18 protein-coding genes and 1 tRNA gene are annotated in these 14503 nt (G+C 71.0%); 5 read left to right on the top strand and 14 right to left on the bottom strand.

Going from position 1 to position 14503, the window contains the following annotated elements; all coding sequences use genetic code 11:
* Positions 1 to 39 precede the first annotated feature (39 nt).
* From ACWCQM_RS18375 to ACWCQM_RS18340, 8 genes are all read right to left on the bottom strand, one after another.
* Complete coding sequence (locus ACWCQM_RS18375) at positions 40 to 579, bottom strand: hypothetical protein (protein ID WP_351867328.1); 540 nt, start codon at positions 577 to 579, stop codon at positions 40 to 42.
* A 396-nt stretch (positions 580 to 975) separates the two neighbouring features.
* Positions 976 to 1800, bottom strand: a complete 825-nt coding sequence (locus ACWCQM_RS18370; RefSeq protein ID WP_450916256.1) for a hypothetical protein — start codon at positions 1798 to 1800, stop codon at positions 976 to 978.
* The gene (locus tag ACWCQM_RS18365; RefSeq protein WP_351867323.1) at positions 1797 to 2222 is read right to left on the bottom strand and encodes a hypothetical protein; all 426 of its coding nucleotides are present in this window, start codon (positions 2220 to 2222) and stop codon (positions 1797 to 1799) included. Before ACWCQM_RS18365 ends, ACWCQM_RS18370 begins: the two co-directional genes overlap by 4 nt.
* 208 nt (positions 2223 to 2430) lie before the next feature.
* Positions 2431 to 2778 (bottom strand): hypothetical protein, encoded by a 348-nt coding sequence (locus ACWCQM_RS18360; RefSeq protein WP_450916255.1) that lies wholly within the window; start codon positions 2776 to 2778, stop codon positions 2431 to 2433.
* Between the two features lie 55 nt (positions 2779 to 2833).
* Complete coding sequence (locus ACWCQM_RS18355; RefSeq protein ID WP_450916254.1) at positions 2834 to 5140, bottom strand: hypothetical protein; 2307 nt, start codon at positions 5138 to 5140, stop codon at positions 2834 to 2836.
* Between the two features lie 24 nt (positions 5141 to 5164).
* On the bottom strand, positions 5165 to 5461 hold the full coding sequence (locus ACWCQM_RS18350) for a ribonuclease E inhibitor RraB (RefSeq protein WP_351867314.1): 297 nt from the start codon (positions 5459 to 5461) through the stop codon (positions 5165 to 5167).
* Positions 5458 to 5856 (bottom strand): hypothetical protein, encoded by a 399-nt coding sequence (locus tag ACWCQM_RS18345; protein ID WP_376620790.1) that lies wholly within the window; start codon positions 5854 to 5856, stop codon positions 5458 to 5460. Before ACWCQM_RS18345 ends, ACWCQM_RS18350 begins: the two co-directional genes overlap by 4 nt.
* 51 nt (positions 5857 to 5907) lie before the next feature.
* Positions 5908 to 6030, bottom strand: a complete 123-nt coding sequence (locus tag ACWCQM_RS18340; RefSeq protein WP_376620789.1) for a hypothetical protein — start codon at positions 6028 to 6030, stop codon at positions 5908 to 5910.
* Positions 6031 to 6491: 461 nt separating this feature from the next.
* Between ACWCQM_RS18340 and ACWCQM_RS18335 the strand changes: the two genes are divergently transcribed.
* The 4 genes from ACWCQM_RS18335 to ACWCQM_RS18320 all read left to right on the top strand — a co-directional run bounded on the left by ACWCQM_RS18335 (position 6492) and on the right by ACWCQM_RS18320 (position 8828).
* Positions 6492 to 6728: a hypothetical protein gene (locus ACWCQM_RS18335; RefSeq protein ID WP_450916253.1), complete on the top strand. Its 237-nt coding sequence runs from the start codon at positions 6492 to 6494 to the stop codon at positions 6726 to 6728.
* 38 nt (positions 6729 to 6766) lie between these two features.
* Complete coding sequence (locus ACWCQM_RS18330) at positions 6767 to 7156, top strand: hypothetical protein (protein WP_450916252.1); 390 nt, start codon at positions 6767 to 6769, stop codon at positions 7154 to 7156.
* Entirely contained in the window at positions 7153 to 8433 is a 1281-nt protein-coding gene (locus ACWCQM_RS18325; protein ID WP_450916251.1) for an integrase, read from the top strand. The genes ACWCQM_RS18330 and ACWCQM_RS18325 overlap by 4 nt, the downstream gene beginning before the upstream one ends.
* Positions 8434 to 8516: 83 nt before the next feature.
* Positions 8517 to 8828 (top strand): hypothetical protein, encoded by a 312-nt coding sequence (locus tag ACWCQM_RS18320; protein WP_450916250.1) that lies wholly within the window; start codon positions 8517 to 8519, stop codon positions 8826 to 8828.
* A gap of 318 nt (positions 8829 to 9146) precedes the next feature.
* On the opposite strand, the gene ACWCQM_RS18315 is transcribed toward ACWCQM_RS18320, so the two are convergent.
* Positions 9147 to 9824, bottom strand: a complete 678-nt coding sequence (locus ACWCQM_RS18315) for a hypothetical protein (protein ID WP_450916249.1) — start codon at positions 9822 to 9824, stop codon at positions 9147 to 9149.
* A gap of 589 nt (positions 9825 to 10413) precedes the next feature.
* Positions 10414 to 11127: a SpoIIE family protein phosphatase gene (locus ACWCQM_RS18310; protein ID WP_450916248.1), complete on the bottom strand. Its 714-nt coding sequence runs from the start codon at positions 11125 to 11127 to the stop codon at positions 10414 to 10416.
* Positions 11128 to 11292: 165 nt separating this feature from the next.
* Here ACWCQM_RS18310 and ACWCQM_RS18305 point away from each other — a divergent pair.
* Positions 11293 to 11369: transfer RNA gene (locus tag ACWCQM_RS18305), tRNA-Met, on the top strand.
* A gap of 81 nt (positions 11370 to 11450) precedes the next feature.
* On the opposite strand, the gene ACWCQM_RS18300 is transcribed toward ACWCQM_RS18305, so the two are convergent.
* From ACWCQM_RS18300 to ACWCQM_RS18285, 4 genes are all read right to left on the bottom strand, one after another.
* Positions 11451 to 11981, bottom strand: a complete 531-nt coding sequence (locus tag ACWCQM_RS18300; RefSeq protein ID WP_332758413.1) for a hypothetical protein — start codon at positions 11979 to 11981, stop codon at positions 11451 to 11453.
* A gap of 37 nt (positions 11982 to 12018) precedes the next feature.
* The gene (locus ACWCQM_RS18295) at positions 12019 to 12297 is read right to left on the bottom strand and encodes a hypothetical protein (protein WP_450916247.1); all 279 of its coding nucleotides are present in this window, start codon (positions 12295 to 12297) and stop codon (positions 12019 to 12021) included.
* A gap of 357 nt (positions 12298 to 12654) precedes the next feature.
* Complete coding sequence (locus tag ACWCQM_RS18290) at positions 12655 to 13239, bottom strand: DUF6245 family protein (protein ID WP_376620779.1); 585 nt, start codon at positions 13237 to 13239, stop codon at positions 12655 to 12657.
* Positions 13240 to 13386: 147 nt separating this feature from the next.
* The gene (locus tag ACWCQM_RS18285; protein WP_450916246.1) at positions 13387 to 14217 is read right to left on the bottom strand and encodes a hypothetical protein; all 831 of its coding nucleotides are present in this window, start codon (positions 14215 to 14217) and stop codon (positions 13387 to 13389) included.
* Positions 14218 to 14503: the final 286 nt, after the last annotated feature.

Here is a 14503-nt window from a genome sequence, read left to right as displayed (position 1 = left end):
GCTGCTAGGGGTGGGCTTCCAGGTCTTCGTTGGCCGCCGCTACTCCGCGCTCGCGGGATCGACGGCGGCTTCCGGAGGAAGGTGCGCCCACCAGATCTTGGCCGAGAGCCTGATGGTCGCATGCGTCGTGTCGGAGGCCGGGTCCCACAGAGCGTAGATGCCGTCGTCGGTGTACGTGACGGTGACTGGCGTGGCCTGGGTCGGTCCGGTCGAGCGGGCGCCGCCCTTGCCACCGAACAGGATGCGGGTCGTGTGGCTGCTGGCCTTCACGCCCGGAACGAAGCGGAGCTCGGTCATGGACCACTTGCCGGCCTCCGGCTCCGGGGTGTGCTCGATGACGCCTGCGTCGGAGAAGAGCGTGGTCCAGGTGGTGCGGTCGCTCGCGTCCGTGCCCTTCGCTCCGATGAACAGGCGAAGGCCCTTGGCCGGGCAGCCGTTGCGCCGGGCGCCAACGAGCTGCGGTTCGGCGAGGAGGTAGCCCGTGCGAGTGACCTGATGACCGCGAGTGTCAGCACCCGTGGCCGTCACATGGTCGCCGACCGAGAAGCCGTCGAGCATCCTCTTGAGTTCTTCCGTCATACGCGCGTTCCTTCGTCTGGGAGTCCAGGTGAGTTTCGACGGGGCGAGACCGCCGATTGGAGGCCGCCGACGTCGCGCCGCTCGGTGGTAGGGCGGCGAAGTGGAGCCGATGCTTGTCGAGTCCGCGCCCAGCTCGCAGTCGTGGCGAATCTCCCTCCGCTGCACCCGGGGGCAGACCGCGACCGGCCCGAGGTGGTTCCGCAGGGAGTCGGCTATTTCTGTACGCCCATGACCATGGCCGCAGCACCCGACGAGACGGGCGGGAGAGCCGCGGGGCGGTGCTGGCGGACAGCATGTGAACGGACCGGTGCGCTCGCAGAGGGTGCGAGCTGCCTCCCCGGCCGGGCGGGCGCGGTTGGAGGCGTGGGCGGCCCTGGACTCGCCCCGCCTCCGGCTTCAGACGTGGATGACCGTGGGCGCGGCGGGCAGCTCGGGGCGCTGGGGAGAGATCATTCGGGGCATCACGCGGCCTTCGAGGACCGATTGCGCGTTGACCAGTGCGAGGATCTCCAGGAGCAGGTCTGCTGGCACGTTCGTCAGCTTCAGGACCTCTGCCGACGAGGCGTCATCAGCCAGTCGTACGGAGCCGGAGCAGTGCGCTCGGGGCGCCGAGGCCCCATCTGGCCGATGCTGAGCCGCTGACCAATGCGACTGTTTGCGGGCGTCGACAGCATGCGGCTGCTCGTACGGGGCGGCCCGCAGCGCTGGCAGTACGTCCTGCATGCGTCGGTTGAGCCTCTGCCGGCTCCGTGTTTCCTCCTGGACCCTTTGTTGCATCGCACGGGCAGCCCCGAAGGTGCTCAGGTAGTCGGGCAGCAGACGCCTGATGATCTGACGGGCCTTGCTTTCGCTGGAGGTGTCGATCCCCACGGTCACGGGCTCGGCTCGCCATCCGCAGTACTCGGATGGGTAGCCGTCGCGCACCGTGAGCCGCCTACCTGCCGCGTCCTTGCGGTAGCTGCCCTCATGCGTGAGCGACAAGCTCATCCCGCTGGGGTGCGTCAGGAGGACGCTCACGAAGTTCACGGGAGCGACCTGGTGACGCCAGCCTCCGCCCTCGACCTGTCGGTCGTTGAACTCGGCAGCGAGCGTCCGGCCGATCCGATGGGCCAACTCCTGCCGTTCCCGGCGTTCGGCGTCGAGCCGTTCGGCGTGAGCCTGCGGCGTCCAGGAACTGGTCATCTCCGGGGGCGTCCCCTGCTGTTCACCCACAGCGGTCACAGGGAGCCTCCCTCCACGTCGGCAAGACCCCGAGTGGCCGAGTCGTAGATCGCCCCGTGGAAGGGCTTCCGCGCGAGGCGGTCAAATCGGGCCGTGTCGAACGAGGCGAACTGAAGATCCACCCCGTGGGACGTCAAAAGCCGGGCGAACTCCAGGTCGGTGCTCTCCGGGTAGACCCGCTTGTCAGGCACCAGGTCGGCTGCTTGCCAGTGGAAGTGCTTCTCGTAGCGCACCACTACGCGAGTGACGTGGTTGTACACCAGGACGTGCAGGTAGGCACCACGCACGTACACATGCCAAGTGTCCCGGTCACAGGTGTAGCCGAGCAGGAGGGTTCGCTCCGCGCCGGGGATGTCCTGGGTGTCCACCGCGCGCAGGTGCTTGGTTTCGCTACGCAGACGGTTGAGGTCGGCAAGGTTCATGACAGCTCCAGGAAGGCGTTGGGAAAGCCCACTGAACCGCCGAACCTCGATAGCGTCGTCTTCTCGCGAATTCACCGAAGAAGCAGCCCGGCCCCGGGCGACGCCTCACATGTAGGGGTCGGACATCAGCCTGCCCGCGGACTCCCCGACCGCAGCCTGAAGAATGCGACAGCTCGAGACGGGGGTACAGAGGCGTAGCGCAGGAGCCTCAGTCCGGTTGGAGCGGAACCGCAGGGGGCTTCGAGACGAGAAGCCTGGGCCGGTTGGTCGTACGGTCAATTACCGTCCAGCCGTGTTCGCGCAGGAGGTCGGCATAGGCGGCGACGAGGACGTACTCCTCAGCCGCGACCCCTTCGAAAGAAAGCCCATTGGCGGAACTCGGGAACGGGGTGCGGTGGCTGACGCGTGCCTGAGCTGAACCTGGCGCGCCCGGTGAGCACAGGAATCCAGCCGTGACGACGGCGCCGGTCGCGTCGAACTTCGCCTTGGGGTGGTGTGCCAGGAGAAGCGTGGTCACGGCCGTGGTTACAGGATCGGCCGGTTGCAGGGTGTCCATGTGGTGTCTTCCATCGTCTTCGGTCGGGGAGACAGCTTCTTTCCGAGACGGCCTCTTATGGCCTCGAGGACGTGCTCGTCACGAAGACGCTGCGGATGCCTTGAATCGCCTTGTACAACCGGTCTGCGGCTGTACTACCGGGAGCGCCGAGGTCTTCGCGGGCGGCGTCGAGCAGAACCGCCAGGTGCTGGCTGCGGATCCGGCCGCTGGCGCTGCGCCTGGCCTGGCTGAGTGCGGCGTGGAGCTGCTGGCGGTAGGCGCCCGGCTGGACCTGGGCGAGCCGGCCGCGCCGCGAGTCGACCCGTCCGGCCGCGACGTAGAGGTCGCTGCGGAGCCCCGCCGGAATGCGCAGGTAGGCCTCGTCGTCCAGATCGGGCAGCGGAACCCAGGCCTCCTCCGCCGCGATCACGGCCCGGGCAGCGGCATCCCGGCCGGCATGGGCCGGGCCGCGTCCGAGAGCGCGCCGCCGGTGCTCGGCCGTCCACCGGACGGTGTCGGTCTTGCGCTGTCGGACGGGAGCGACGGCGCCGAGCTCGGTTCCGTCGGCCAACACCTGGTAGCCGCCCCGATAGGTGGGGTCGGGCTCCAGCCGCCAGGCGCGTCCGCCGATCGTGCCCAGGTCCACCGGACCGGTCTCCTGCTGCGCCGCGGCCGGGGACAGGTCCTGAAGTGCGCGGAGCAGTTGCCGCGCTTCCTTGCTGCGGCCGAGTTCTGCGGCGTCGAGGGCAGTGAGCTGCTGGAGGTCGGCTTCGCCGGGCACCCGCAGCGCGGTGCGCAGGGCGGCTTCCCGGACAGCCTGCGGAAGGCGGGCCAGCTTGCCGGCGCGCTCCGATGTGGCGATGGCCAGTGGGATGACGGCGGCTACCAGAGCGTTCTGGTCCGGTTCGGTCAGCGCGGCGAAGGCGTCGGCCACCGCGGCTGCCGAGCCGGGGGCCGCGGCTCGGCGCAGCCCGTCTCGGACTACCGCGCCCGCGGCCTGCTCACGGTTGGCGAAGTGCTTCTGGCCGTGGGGCGGCCGCAGCGGCATGGCGTGGCTGGTCCGGGCGGACCAGCCGAGGAGCGAGGTTCCGTGCAGGGAGTGTTCGGGCTGGATGCTGCCCGCGATCTCGCCGTCGCGCAGCACCCGCCAGCGACTGTGATCGTCTTCGTAGCGCACCAGCGTCCACCCGGCCCCGCCGTGCACGCCCAGGTCCTCGATGGCGACAGGAGCCCTGGGTTCGTCCTGTGCGGCGTCGGTGCCTTCGTCGCTGTCGGCCGGGTCCGGACCGAGGGTGTCGCTGTCGTCGTGTCCGGCGGTCGTGTCTGGGGCGGGGGCCTTCCGGGCGGTGTCGAGCTGCGTTTGCAGGGCGGCCAGCTCCCGGCGGTGCCGCTCGCGTTCCTCCTCCAGCAGGCCGTTCAGCCGGCCGTTCTCGGTCTTGAGTTCTTCGCGGTGCGCCTGGAGTTCCTCAAGACGGGCTGCCAGACCGGTGTTCTCGCTCTGGGCGGCGGCGAGGTCGGCGGCCGTGCGCCGCTGCGTCTCCTCAAGCCGGGTGTGCTGGCCGGACAACTCCTCCAGGCGGCGGCTCTGCGTCTTGGCCTCGCCCTGGAGCCGGCCGTGGGCGGCGACGAGCTGGCGGTGCTCCTCAGTGAGGTCGGTGTGGGCCTGCTCCAGTTCCTTGTGCCGCGTCTTCAGCAGGTCGTGCGCGCCGCTGAGCTGCTGGTGGGTGTCGCGCAGCTCGCGATGCGCCCCGGACAGCTCGTCGTGCGCGGCGCGCTCCGCGGTGGCGCGGCTGTCGGCGTCAGCGGCTTCCCGCAGGGCGGTGGCTGCCTCCTTCTGCGCTGCCTGCTGCTCCGCGCGTGCGTCGGCCGCGTCCTGCTCACTGCGGGCGGCCTCCTCGCGGGCCTTCCCGGCGTCCTCTACCGCTGCCTCGCGGCGCGCCTCGGCCTGGCGGGCCCGCTCATCGGCGGCGCTGTTGACCTCGGTGATGTGGGCGGCGATCGCCGCGGTGTCCGCGCCTGCCTGCTGTCCCTGGTGCACGGCCTCCAGCGCGGTCAGCACCCGGGGCAGCAGGGAGGCGAGGACCTGCTCCTCGCGGACGCCCCGGGCGACGGCCTGCTGCACCGGCACGGGCTCCGGTCGGGCCGCGCGCTCCTTCTCCAGGTCCTTGCGTGCCCGGTAGGCCTTCTGGCGGTCGCGCGGGTTGTTGTGCTGCACGCAGAACTTGGTCGGCGAGCCGGACTTGCCCGGAGGACGCGGTGCGCGGGCGTTCGTGCAGTCGGGGAAGTCGCAGTCGGCGCCGCCGAACCCGGCCTCGATGAGCTTCCTGGCCAGCCACTCGTCCGTGGCGGCCGCCTTGCCGCGCCGGAGGGTCTTCGTGGTCATCGCTGCTCTCGTCTCCCGGCCGTTTCAGTTCTCGTCGCGGTCGACGATCATCGGGTCCGCCACGGGGCGCCCGGACTCGTACGTCGCCTCTCCGCCGTCGTAGTCGCCCCCGTGCCGGGTGACGATCGCCTCGACCTCCCGGTGCCGCTCCACCAGCCTGCTGACCTCGACGTCACGTGCGGCCAGGAGCTGCCACTTCGGCGTGATTGCGGGGTCCGGCTCGCTGATACGGGTCACGTAGTCCGCCAGTTCCTTCGCGCATCCCTCAGCGCTGGCCCGGTCCGGGAAGTACGCCCAGTGCGTGTAGGGGATCGTGCTCATCGTTCCTCGTCGGCGTGCTGGTCCAGCAGGGTGTCCAGCGCGTGGGCCGCTGAACGGGAGAGCTGTGGGCGGTACAGCGCGAACCATGCCCGGACGCCGTCGAGCGTCTGGGTGGCGTCGTCCTGCCACGCCGCGACGACCTCACGCGCCCGCGCGCTCGCCAGATCGGCGTAGGCGGCGGGGACCTCGTTGGCGATGACGTCGCTGATGCGCTCGGCGAGGGTCCCGGTGGTGCCGGGGACCGCCTCGGCCTCCAGACGGTCGGCCTCGGCGCGCAGCGCGGTGGCCTTCTCCGCGAACATCCGCTCGCTGTCCGTACGGGGACCGGCGTCGGCCGGAGGGATGCGGTCCTCCAACTCGGCCGCCCTCTGGCGCAGTTCAGCAGGACTCTGCATGGCTTTCCCCGTTCGGGTTGAAGGTGGAGGGCGGCTGACGCGTGGCCGGCGTCAGCCGAGGTGCCGGCCGAGGAGGACCGCGGCCAGGAGCACGGGCGCGAAGATGCCCGCCAGGTTGACCAGGTCCATGAGCGGACCGTCCCCACCCCCGCCGCGCCATCGCCGCCGTCTCAACGGGTTCTCCTCGCTTCCCAGCGTCCGGGGGTCCGCGTTTTCGTGCCCGGCTGGTCACCGGGTCCTTCCGCACCGTAGAGGATGGATCTTGAACTTACAACTCAACTCAAACACGATGACTAATGAGCCGTAACGGTGTGACGTGTAACTGCCTTTGACCTGCTGTGAAGCTCTATACGCCCTTCTCGGACGTGATGTGTATTACCGGCCCGGTCATACCGCCAGCTCCGTCGAGCGTTCAGATCGCCTCCTGTGCCCTCGGCGTTGCCCGGGCGGGCTCTCGACGCCGTATTTCGTTGAATCCCGTACGGACAGGTGTCGGCCCTGCGCCGGGTCCTGATTCCGGATACTCTCTGCTTAGCCGGAATCAGAAACTGCGGGGGACACGACAACCCGCGTGGGCAGGTATCCGGCTCACGCAACAACTTCGCCAGGACGGCCCGAGAGCGCAGGGGGAGAAGATGACGGGGGAGATCCCGCAGCAGCAGGTACCGGCGGACGCGGGGCTGTTCCCGGAAGCCAACCTGCCCGGCGAGGAGATCTACCTGGGCCCCCCGAGTAGCGGGAAGACCAGCGCCGCCGACCAGTTCCGGGCCCAGCTCGCGGCAGAGGGAGCCCCCTTCCGGGAGAAGACCGTGATGCGCGGCGGCCGCGAGTTCATCGAGTTCCACGTTGAGCGACCGGAGGCCGGCCGGTGACACCGCCGACAGCACCCTTTGCCCACCCGCGCCCGGCCATGTCGGCACGCCCGCTGGTCTTCATCCGCGACGAGATGGCCGAGGTGCTGCGCGAAGTGGAGGCGGAGACCAGGCTCGTCCGCGTCCACGGCGGCCGCGTCGACCACACCGCCCGCCAGGAGCGCCCCGGCCGGTGGCGCATGGCCTGCGGCACCCTGCCCGTGAGCCCGCACGACTTCGAGCGCTCCCTGTGCGGCACCCCCTGCCTCGCCTGCGACCGCGTGCTGCACCTCGCCGCCGACCCGGCCGCCGCCGCCCTGCGGGCCCACACCGCAACCGTGCAGCGCCGCCAGGCCGCCGGCCAGCCACCGCTCCCCGGCAGCGAACCCCGCCCGAACGCCGCCGCCGACGCCACCGCCCGCGCGCACGAGGAGCAGCCCGCGTCATGACGTCGACCGAACTCGTCCCCACCGCCGGGCCCGGCCGCACTCCGGCCGTCCGGCGCCGGCGCCGCGCCGAGCCGGACATCGTCTCTCCGTCCGGCGAGCGGATCTCGGCCTCGGCCGCCCGCAAGCTCACCGACTCCGTCCCCCGCAACTCCCACAACGCCCGGGCCAGCCGCTGGCGTTCCTACGCCCTGTGGTGCGCCACCTACGACTGGGCCGAGGACGAGCCCAACGCGGTGCTGTCCTACCTCTCCGACCTCGGCGACCGCGGCCACCCCGCGAACTCGATCGAGGCCCACTTCAGCACCCTGCGCGCGATGCGCGCCATCCAGGGCACACCGCTGTCGGAGAAGGAGGTCAAGGCCTGCCAGCTCGTCATCCGCCACCGCGCCGGGGAGGAGGCCGACGACCCCCTGGTGGAGCCCGGCCCGCTCCAGGCCGACGCCGTCGACCTGGACGAACTGCGCCTGATGGTGCGCAAGCTGGACCGCACCACGGCGCGCGGCAAGCGGGACGCCGCCGTCCTGCTCATTGCCTGGTGGATGGCCGCCCGCGCCTCCGAGCCCGCCCGCCTCAACCTGCACGACGCCAAGATCCGCACCGTGCAGATCGAGGACGAGGACGGCCGGAAGCGCCCCCACCAGGCCCTGATCATCAAGATCCGCCGCTCCAAGGCCGACCAGGCCGCGCGCGGGCAGGAAGTGCGCATCCTCGCCCCCGCCGACACGGAACTGTGCCCCATCCACGCCCTGCGTGAATGGCTCGACGTCCTCGCCGACGACGGCCAGCTCACCCCCGGCCCGCTGCTGCGCCGCATCGACCGGCACGGCAATATCGGCGTCAAGGCCGCCGGGCGCCCGCCCAAGGACGACCGCCGCCGCGGCGGCATCACCGCCGACACGGTCAACGACATCATCAAGGCCACCGCCCGCGCCGCCGAGCTGACCCCCACTCCGACCTCCGAGGAACGCGCCGCCGCGGCCCGGGCGAGGCAGGAGGCGTTCGCGGCCGCCGACGCTGCGCCCACGGCCGAGGAGGCCAACGCCGTCCTCAAGACCTGGCGCACCGCCCGGCGCGCGGCCCGCGCCGCCGTCCGCCGCATCACCGGCCATAGCTTCCGGCGCGGCTGGATCCAGCAGGCCCTGGCCGCCGGCAACCCGCCTGAGACGGTCGCCCTGCACTCACGGCACTCGCTGCGCAGCACCGCCTTCGACGCCTACCGCCGCAAGAAGGTCCCCTGGAGGGAGAACCCGACCCGCTTCCTCGGCCTGGCCGCCTGACCGGCGCCACCGCACGGCTCGCTACAGGATTCCGGTCGCTCCGCCCTCCCCGTTTCACGCTCTCTCCCGAAAGGTGCTCCACGGTGTCCGACGAGATGGCGTTCCACGCGATCATGCAAGACGAGCGGGCATTGGAGCGTGACCGTGCCCTGGTCGCATTCCTGCGCGTGCAGATAGCGGAGCGCGCCCCGGCCGCCGAAGACGCAGAACGGGGCCTGCTGGCCGCCGTTGAACGCGTGCTCGGTGAATTCTCCGCCAACTTCGAGCACGCAGCACGGTGCCGGCAGGACGAACCTCTCGCCCAGCGCACCGGTGCGCTGGGCTGGTCCCTGCGGTGCACCGCCTTCGCCGCGTTCTCGGAACACCCCGACTTCCGCATGGACTTCCGGCCGTGACCCGCAGGGCGACATGATGAGGCCGCCGCGCACCCGCGAGGCGGCCTCATCAGGCCGGTCGGTCCGGACAGGCCCCCCTGTGGCGCGGTCGGTGACCGTCCACGAGCGGGCGTTCACGGTCAGAGTGCGGCCGGTGTCAGCCGCCAACGTCAGCCTCAGAGCATGCGTTGCCTTAGCCGTCGTGATGACGCCGCGATGAACCGTTGGGCGCTCCAGGTCGTCGTCGGGCGTGCCCAACGGCGTACCGCGGCGCTGCCTGGACCCTACGGCCCGCGCGAGCCGTTGATCCGCAAGAACGCCGGGGCTACGCCGGGCCGGTCAACCACGGCGGCAGGAAACCCGATCCGGGGGAGACCAGGGCGACACCGTCGGGCAGCCGGTTGTTGACGTGCTCCACAAACGCGCCCGGCAGGCAGAGGGCGACTCGTGGATCTGGAACAAGGCCTTCACCGCCAGCCGGGGCGTGGACAGCAAGCTCAGGACCCACGCCTGGGTGGCGCTGCGGTCGGCCGGCTGTGCCGTCTTGGTGACCACGACGCGGACGAGACCGTCATGGGCACAGGCCAGCGCGGCGTGGTTGGTCGGCGTGAGCTGCAAGGCCTCGGCGTACAGCAGGCAGTCGTCCCAGGCGATGCCGCTCAGGACGCCATCCGGAGTGGCGAACACGACACCCCACTGGGCCACCCCGATGGAGGGATCCGCGCCGTCGGACCAGCCGTGCTCGATCATGTGCCGGTACGGGTCGACACGCGGCTTGCCGGGCTGGGCGGAACTCGGCCACTGGTGCACCACTCCGGGCGCGATGCCGAGCAGGGACCGATTCCCCGGAGCCGTCCAGTTCGCGACGACCAGGGTGAGGCAGCCCGGGCCGCCGTTCCCGTACTGGCGCAGCACGACGAGTTCGGACTCGCGCCGGAGGCCGGCGGACGTGTAGGGCTGGCCAGTCATGGCGGCGCGGGCGCGGGCCGCGGACTTGCGAGCGTGGTTCTTCGTCATCGGTACGTCCTTCACAGCCCGCGGCCCATGACCCGCCGGCCGGACAGCACGGACAGGACGAAACACGCGCTGATGCGGAGCACCTTCGGCCTGATGTACGTCGCGGTCATGGGACGGGACGGGAACCTTCGGCCGCACGGGGGCCGCGCCCGACCATAGCCCCGAGCCCTTCAGGCGGCCAAGGACGTGCCACCCGCCCGGGTGAACGCCCACCGAGATGAGCCGGCCGGTGCAGACTGCCCACGATGGAAGGAGACGAGAACGCCCCCTCGACGTCGTCGAGTTCGCCATCGCGCGCCTGGCGGAGGACGCCGCCGACACCGGACGCGCTGCCCTGCGGCTGGAGACCCTGCGCCTGCTGATCGCGGACGAGTCCCCCTGTTTACCTGCGGCGAAGCGGACTTCCCACTCACCGACCCCTGCGAACGGGGCCATCTCCTACCGCGTCACTACGACTGTCCCGTCTACGAGGTGGCCCGGGCCATCGCCGTGACCGACAGCGGGCACCCGGACTTCAACGAGGCCGGGCGGCCCTGACGCCGGCGCCCCGAGAGTGCGGAGCGCCGGCGGCGGGCCTGCGAAACGCCCCTTAACGCAGCCGCAGCACCACCACGGTGGCGTCGTCCCGGTAGCCGCTCTCCTCGGCCTCGGCCGCCGCCACCAAGGCGTCGGCGAGGGCCTGCGGCCCGTCCGAGTGCTCGCTGCACAGCCGGGTGATCGTCTCCGCCCTCACCTGGTCGGACACTCCGTCGGACATCACCAGCACGAGGCGGGCCCCCGCCTCGGGGATCTGCACCTGCCGGCACGTCGCCGCGCTGGACTGCGCCAGCCCCAGGCGGGCCCAATTGTCGTGCTTCGCGGCCTCCAGTTGCACAGCCGCACCACCGTTCCACCGCAACCAGTTCCCCATGGTCTGGTCGTCGGACCAGAGGGTGAGCCCGGCGTCCTCCCGCCAGCCGTACGCCCGGCAGTCCCCGATCCAATGGACGGACGTCTGCTGCCCCGGCTGCGCGCAGGCGAACACCGCCGACGCGTGCGGTGGCCGGTTGTAGGCCGCGGCCATCTGTCCGGCCGTCATCAGCCCCGGCAGCCCGCCCAGCTCCATCCCGATGTGCGTGATCACCGGCGGGGTGAGCGCGGCGTACCGCACGGTGTCCGGGTGGTGCCCGGCCCCGTCCACCACAGCCGCGCACACCGTCTCCCCGCGCCGCTGCACGTCGACCCCGTCTGCGCAGGGGGGCTCCGTGCCCGGCCGCTGCGCCAGGCCCACCGCGATCACAGGGCCCCTGGTCGCTTCCTTCACCGCGTCCTCCTTCGTTCCGGGGCCGGTGTGGCCCCTCACCTACAGGCCCGCCGGGACAGAAGAGTGCGTTGGATACCGAAATTGAGGCTGGTGGGGCAGAAGTGGCGCTGCCAGGGGAAATGCGGTCTGGGACCGACGGCCAGTAGCGTAGGGTGGTCCTACCGACGCGGGGTGGAGCAGCTCGGTAGCTCGCTGGGCTCATAACCCAGAGGTCGCAGGTTCAAATCCTGTCCCCGCTACCAACGCACCGGCCCCCTCCGACATGAAGTTCGGAGGGGGCCGGAAGCATGTAGGCGCTCGCCACCGCCAGCCGTGTGATGCCTCTACTCCGCGCCGCGCTGCGCCTCGAGGGCCGACATCATCACCTCGTACGTCTGCTGCCTGCGGGCCGCGTGCTCAGGGCTTGCCAGGTAGCGCAGGTGCTCCTCGTGGTCCCGCACTCTCTCCTCGTGCCGTCGGCGCCGCTGCTCGGCGACCCGCGGTGACGGCGCGGTGCGTATCGCTTCCGCGGCCACCCCCGGGTCCGGGGTGTCCACGGACATCTGGACCCGGGCGAGGACGTCCCGGCCGGCGGCGCTGGACTCCAGCCACATCACCATGCCGGGGTCTTCGTCGAACGCGAGGCGCAGCCGCTCCCGGCCCGGGGCCGTTTCCGCCAACGGGAGCAGTACGGCCGGGTCGTTGCCGGCGTGGACCAGGGCCGAGGCTTCCGGGTCTTCCTTGATGAAGGTGGCGATCCGCTCCAGGAACGCGGCCATGCGCACCAGCGCGGCGGAGTCCGGGTCGTAGGGGCGCGGCCCCGGGTCGCCGTGCTCCCACGTCCGCGACGCCTCGATCTGCTCGTTGATGTCCACCCGAACCCCTACCCCTCGTGATCTTCGAACCCTGACCCTACGAGGTTGCACAGCGGGCCGGTACAGCAGCCGGGGGTGCGATCTGCACCCGGGTGCCGTTCCAGAGCACCGTCTCCGCGGGCAGGATGAGCAGTCCAGCCTCCCCGTCCTGCCAGGCCGCGCCGGTACGCCGCACCTGGACGGCCGCACCGCCCGCGCCGGCCATGTAGACGGTGGGGTCGACTTCCCATCCGTGCTGGGCGAGCCACGCCTCCAGCTGGATCATGTCCGACGGTGTCGCCCCGCGTGGCCACTCGTACGTGCTCTCGCTGCTCATGGTTCTCCCCCCGTTACGGCCGGACGGCCGGCCACTGGCGATCCTTCCACCCGGCACCGACAGAGGGCTGCGCAATTTCCGGGGGCGAGCGGCGTCCCGTCGCTGAACCGGGCAGCAGCCTGGGATCCGAAGACGCGACCCCGGCCGCGATCCCTTCGAATCCTCGGGCACCGAACACGGCGAGGCGTCCGCGGCATGCAGGCAGGCCCCATCGGGCTCGCCGCCGCGCCGAGCAGGTACACAAAGCCGTGATGAGTACGCCACCGTGACGGATCCCTGTACCGGCTGCAGAGCGCTGGCCAGCCGGTATGCCCGGGGAGAACATGCCCGCGGGCACGAGGCGTTCGTTGCGCTGCGTCAGTCAGTGACGGACCCGAGAAACATCTCGGCGACAGCGCCGGGCAGCGCGTCGATCGCGGCGATGCCAGCCTCGAGCGCCCGGCGGGCACGGACGAGCTGCTCGGGGATCTCGGCGGCGCGCACGTCGTCGACGGCGGTCACGGTCGTGCAGGCCAGGAGGTCCAGCAGCGCGTTGGACGCGTGCCCAGCGGCTTCCACGATGGGCCCGGCGCCGCCCTCATTCATCGTCTTCAGCAGCTGACGTACCTGGCCCGCTTGCCAGTGCAGGACGCCCATGACGCCCACGCCGTCCGCGCCGGACGCCTTGAGGACCTGCTCGCGGGCCAGGCCGAGCTCGCGGCCGCCGGCACCGCCTTCGAGCATCCGGCCCTCGGTGACCATCCCGGTGCCGATCGACGCCCCGTACAGGGCGTTCGCGAGGATGGCGGCCAGGACCTGCTCGCCGCCGACAGCAGCGGCCTGCTGCGCGAGTTCGACCTCTGAGGGGACGCTGGCGTACACACCGAGCGCCGACAGCGCAGCGGAGATCTCCGAAGCGGTGGGGGCGGGGCTGGCGGAGGAGGGCTGGGGCGGAATCGTCATGGGTCTGAAGGTAGTAGACGCAGGATGGCGCGGAACCGCGTCCGCCTGAAGACGCCCACCGCCACCAGGCCAGTGGTAGGCCCCTTCCTATCGGTGCTGCACAGCCTTCTGGCCATCACGGATGACCCCAGGCCCCGGAGCGGGCTGTCAGGTCCACCCCGCCGCGTGCATCATGCTGAACGACGCTCGCTCGGCCGCCTCCTCTTCATCCTGGTTCACTTCGACGCTCTCCCAGCCCAGGCCCTCGGCGTACCGCAGCACACCGGACAGCGTCTCGTAGTCGTCGGATCCGTGAGGGCCGTCGAAAGGCGAGACCAGGACCGGTGACAGCGCTTGCCGCACCCAGTTGGCGACGACGGCCTCGTCCCCCTTGGGCATCCATGAGTAGTAGGGCACTCGTCCAAGCTCACCCAGCGCCTCTCTCAGGGCCTGGAACTCCGAGCCGGGCCGCGGACGGGCCGCGCGATCGAGGGCGTCGGCGAACGTGGTGAGCAGGGCGAGATCCGCTTCGGCTACCTCAATCGACGCCAGGTGCACCACGTTCCCGCCGTCGGGCCCCACCAGCAGCAGCATGTTGGGCGGGTACTCCTCTGTCCCGTCCACCAGCTCCTCCGTCCCCTCGGGTAGAGCATGGCGGACTTGCCAGTACGCCTCGGTGACGTCCTCAATCGGCGCGCCGGGGATCGGCACACCTCCGCTGTCCCGATAGCCGACAAGCTCCCCCTCATGATTCAGAACCATGTCCATGCGGAGCCTCAGGAGCAGGCCATCCAGTTCGTACAGGCCGGCCAGGGCGTCCGGTACGAGCGGCAACAGCATGGTGCGGGTGGGGGAGGGGCGCAGCGGTAGGGGCCGGTCGCCAGCTCGGGTGCGATCGTTCGCCCGCATCGCCTCGGTGAACCGCAGGCCGGCGGCTCGGCTCAGCTCTCGCAGTTCTCGCGTGCGCTTCCGCGACTTTCGGGGCGGATTGGTAGGCATGTCTGACTCCATGCAGCGGCGTGCCCCACGCACACGCCGCTCTGAAGACAGGCATGGTCAGGTGCACGATGCGTCGAAGGACGGCTTGGCCTACCAACGAGGTCTCCGGCGTGGGCGGAAGGCCCCTTCAGCGGTCGGCGGTCGTGGCCGCCTGCCGGGCAGCATACCGGCTCGGAAGCGGCAGGATGAACGGGCAGACATCTCTACCTGCGCCGCCGCGCGCCGTCCGTCAGGGCTCTTCATCGGCTTCTGCCCACGAGAGCGCGATCGTGGGTGCCTCACCGAG

The sequence above is a fragment of the Streptomyces sp. NPDC002125 genome, assembly GCF_053593715.1.
Note: the sequence above shows the minus strand (reverse complement) of the source record. Positions and strands in the feature narration are given on the sequence as shown.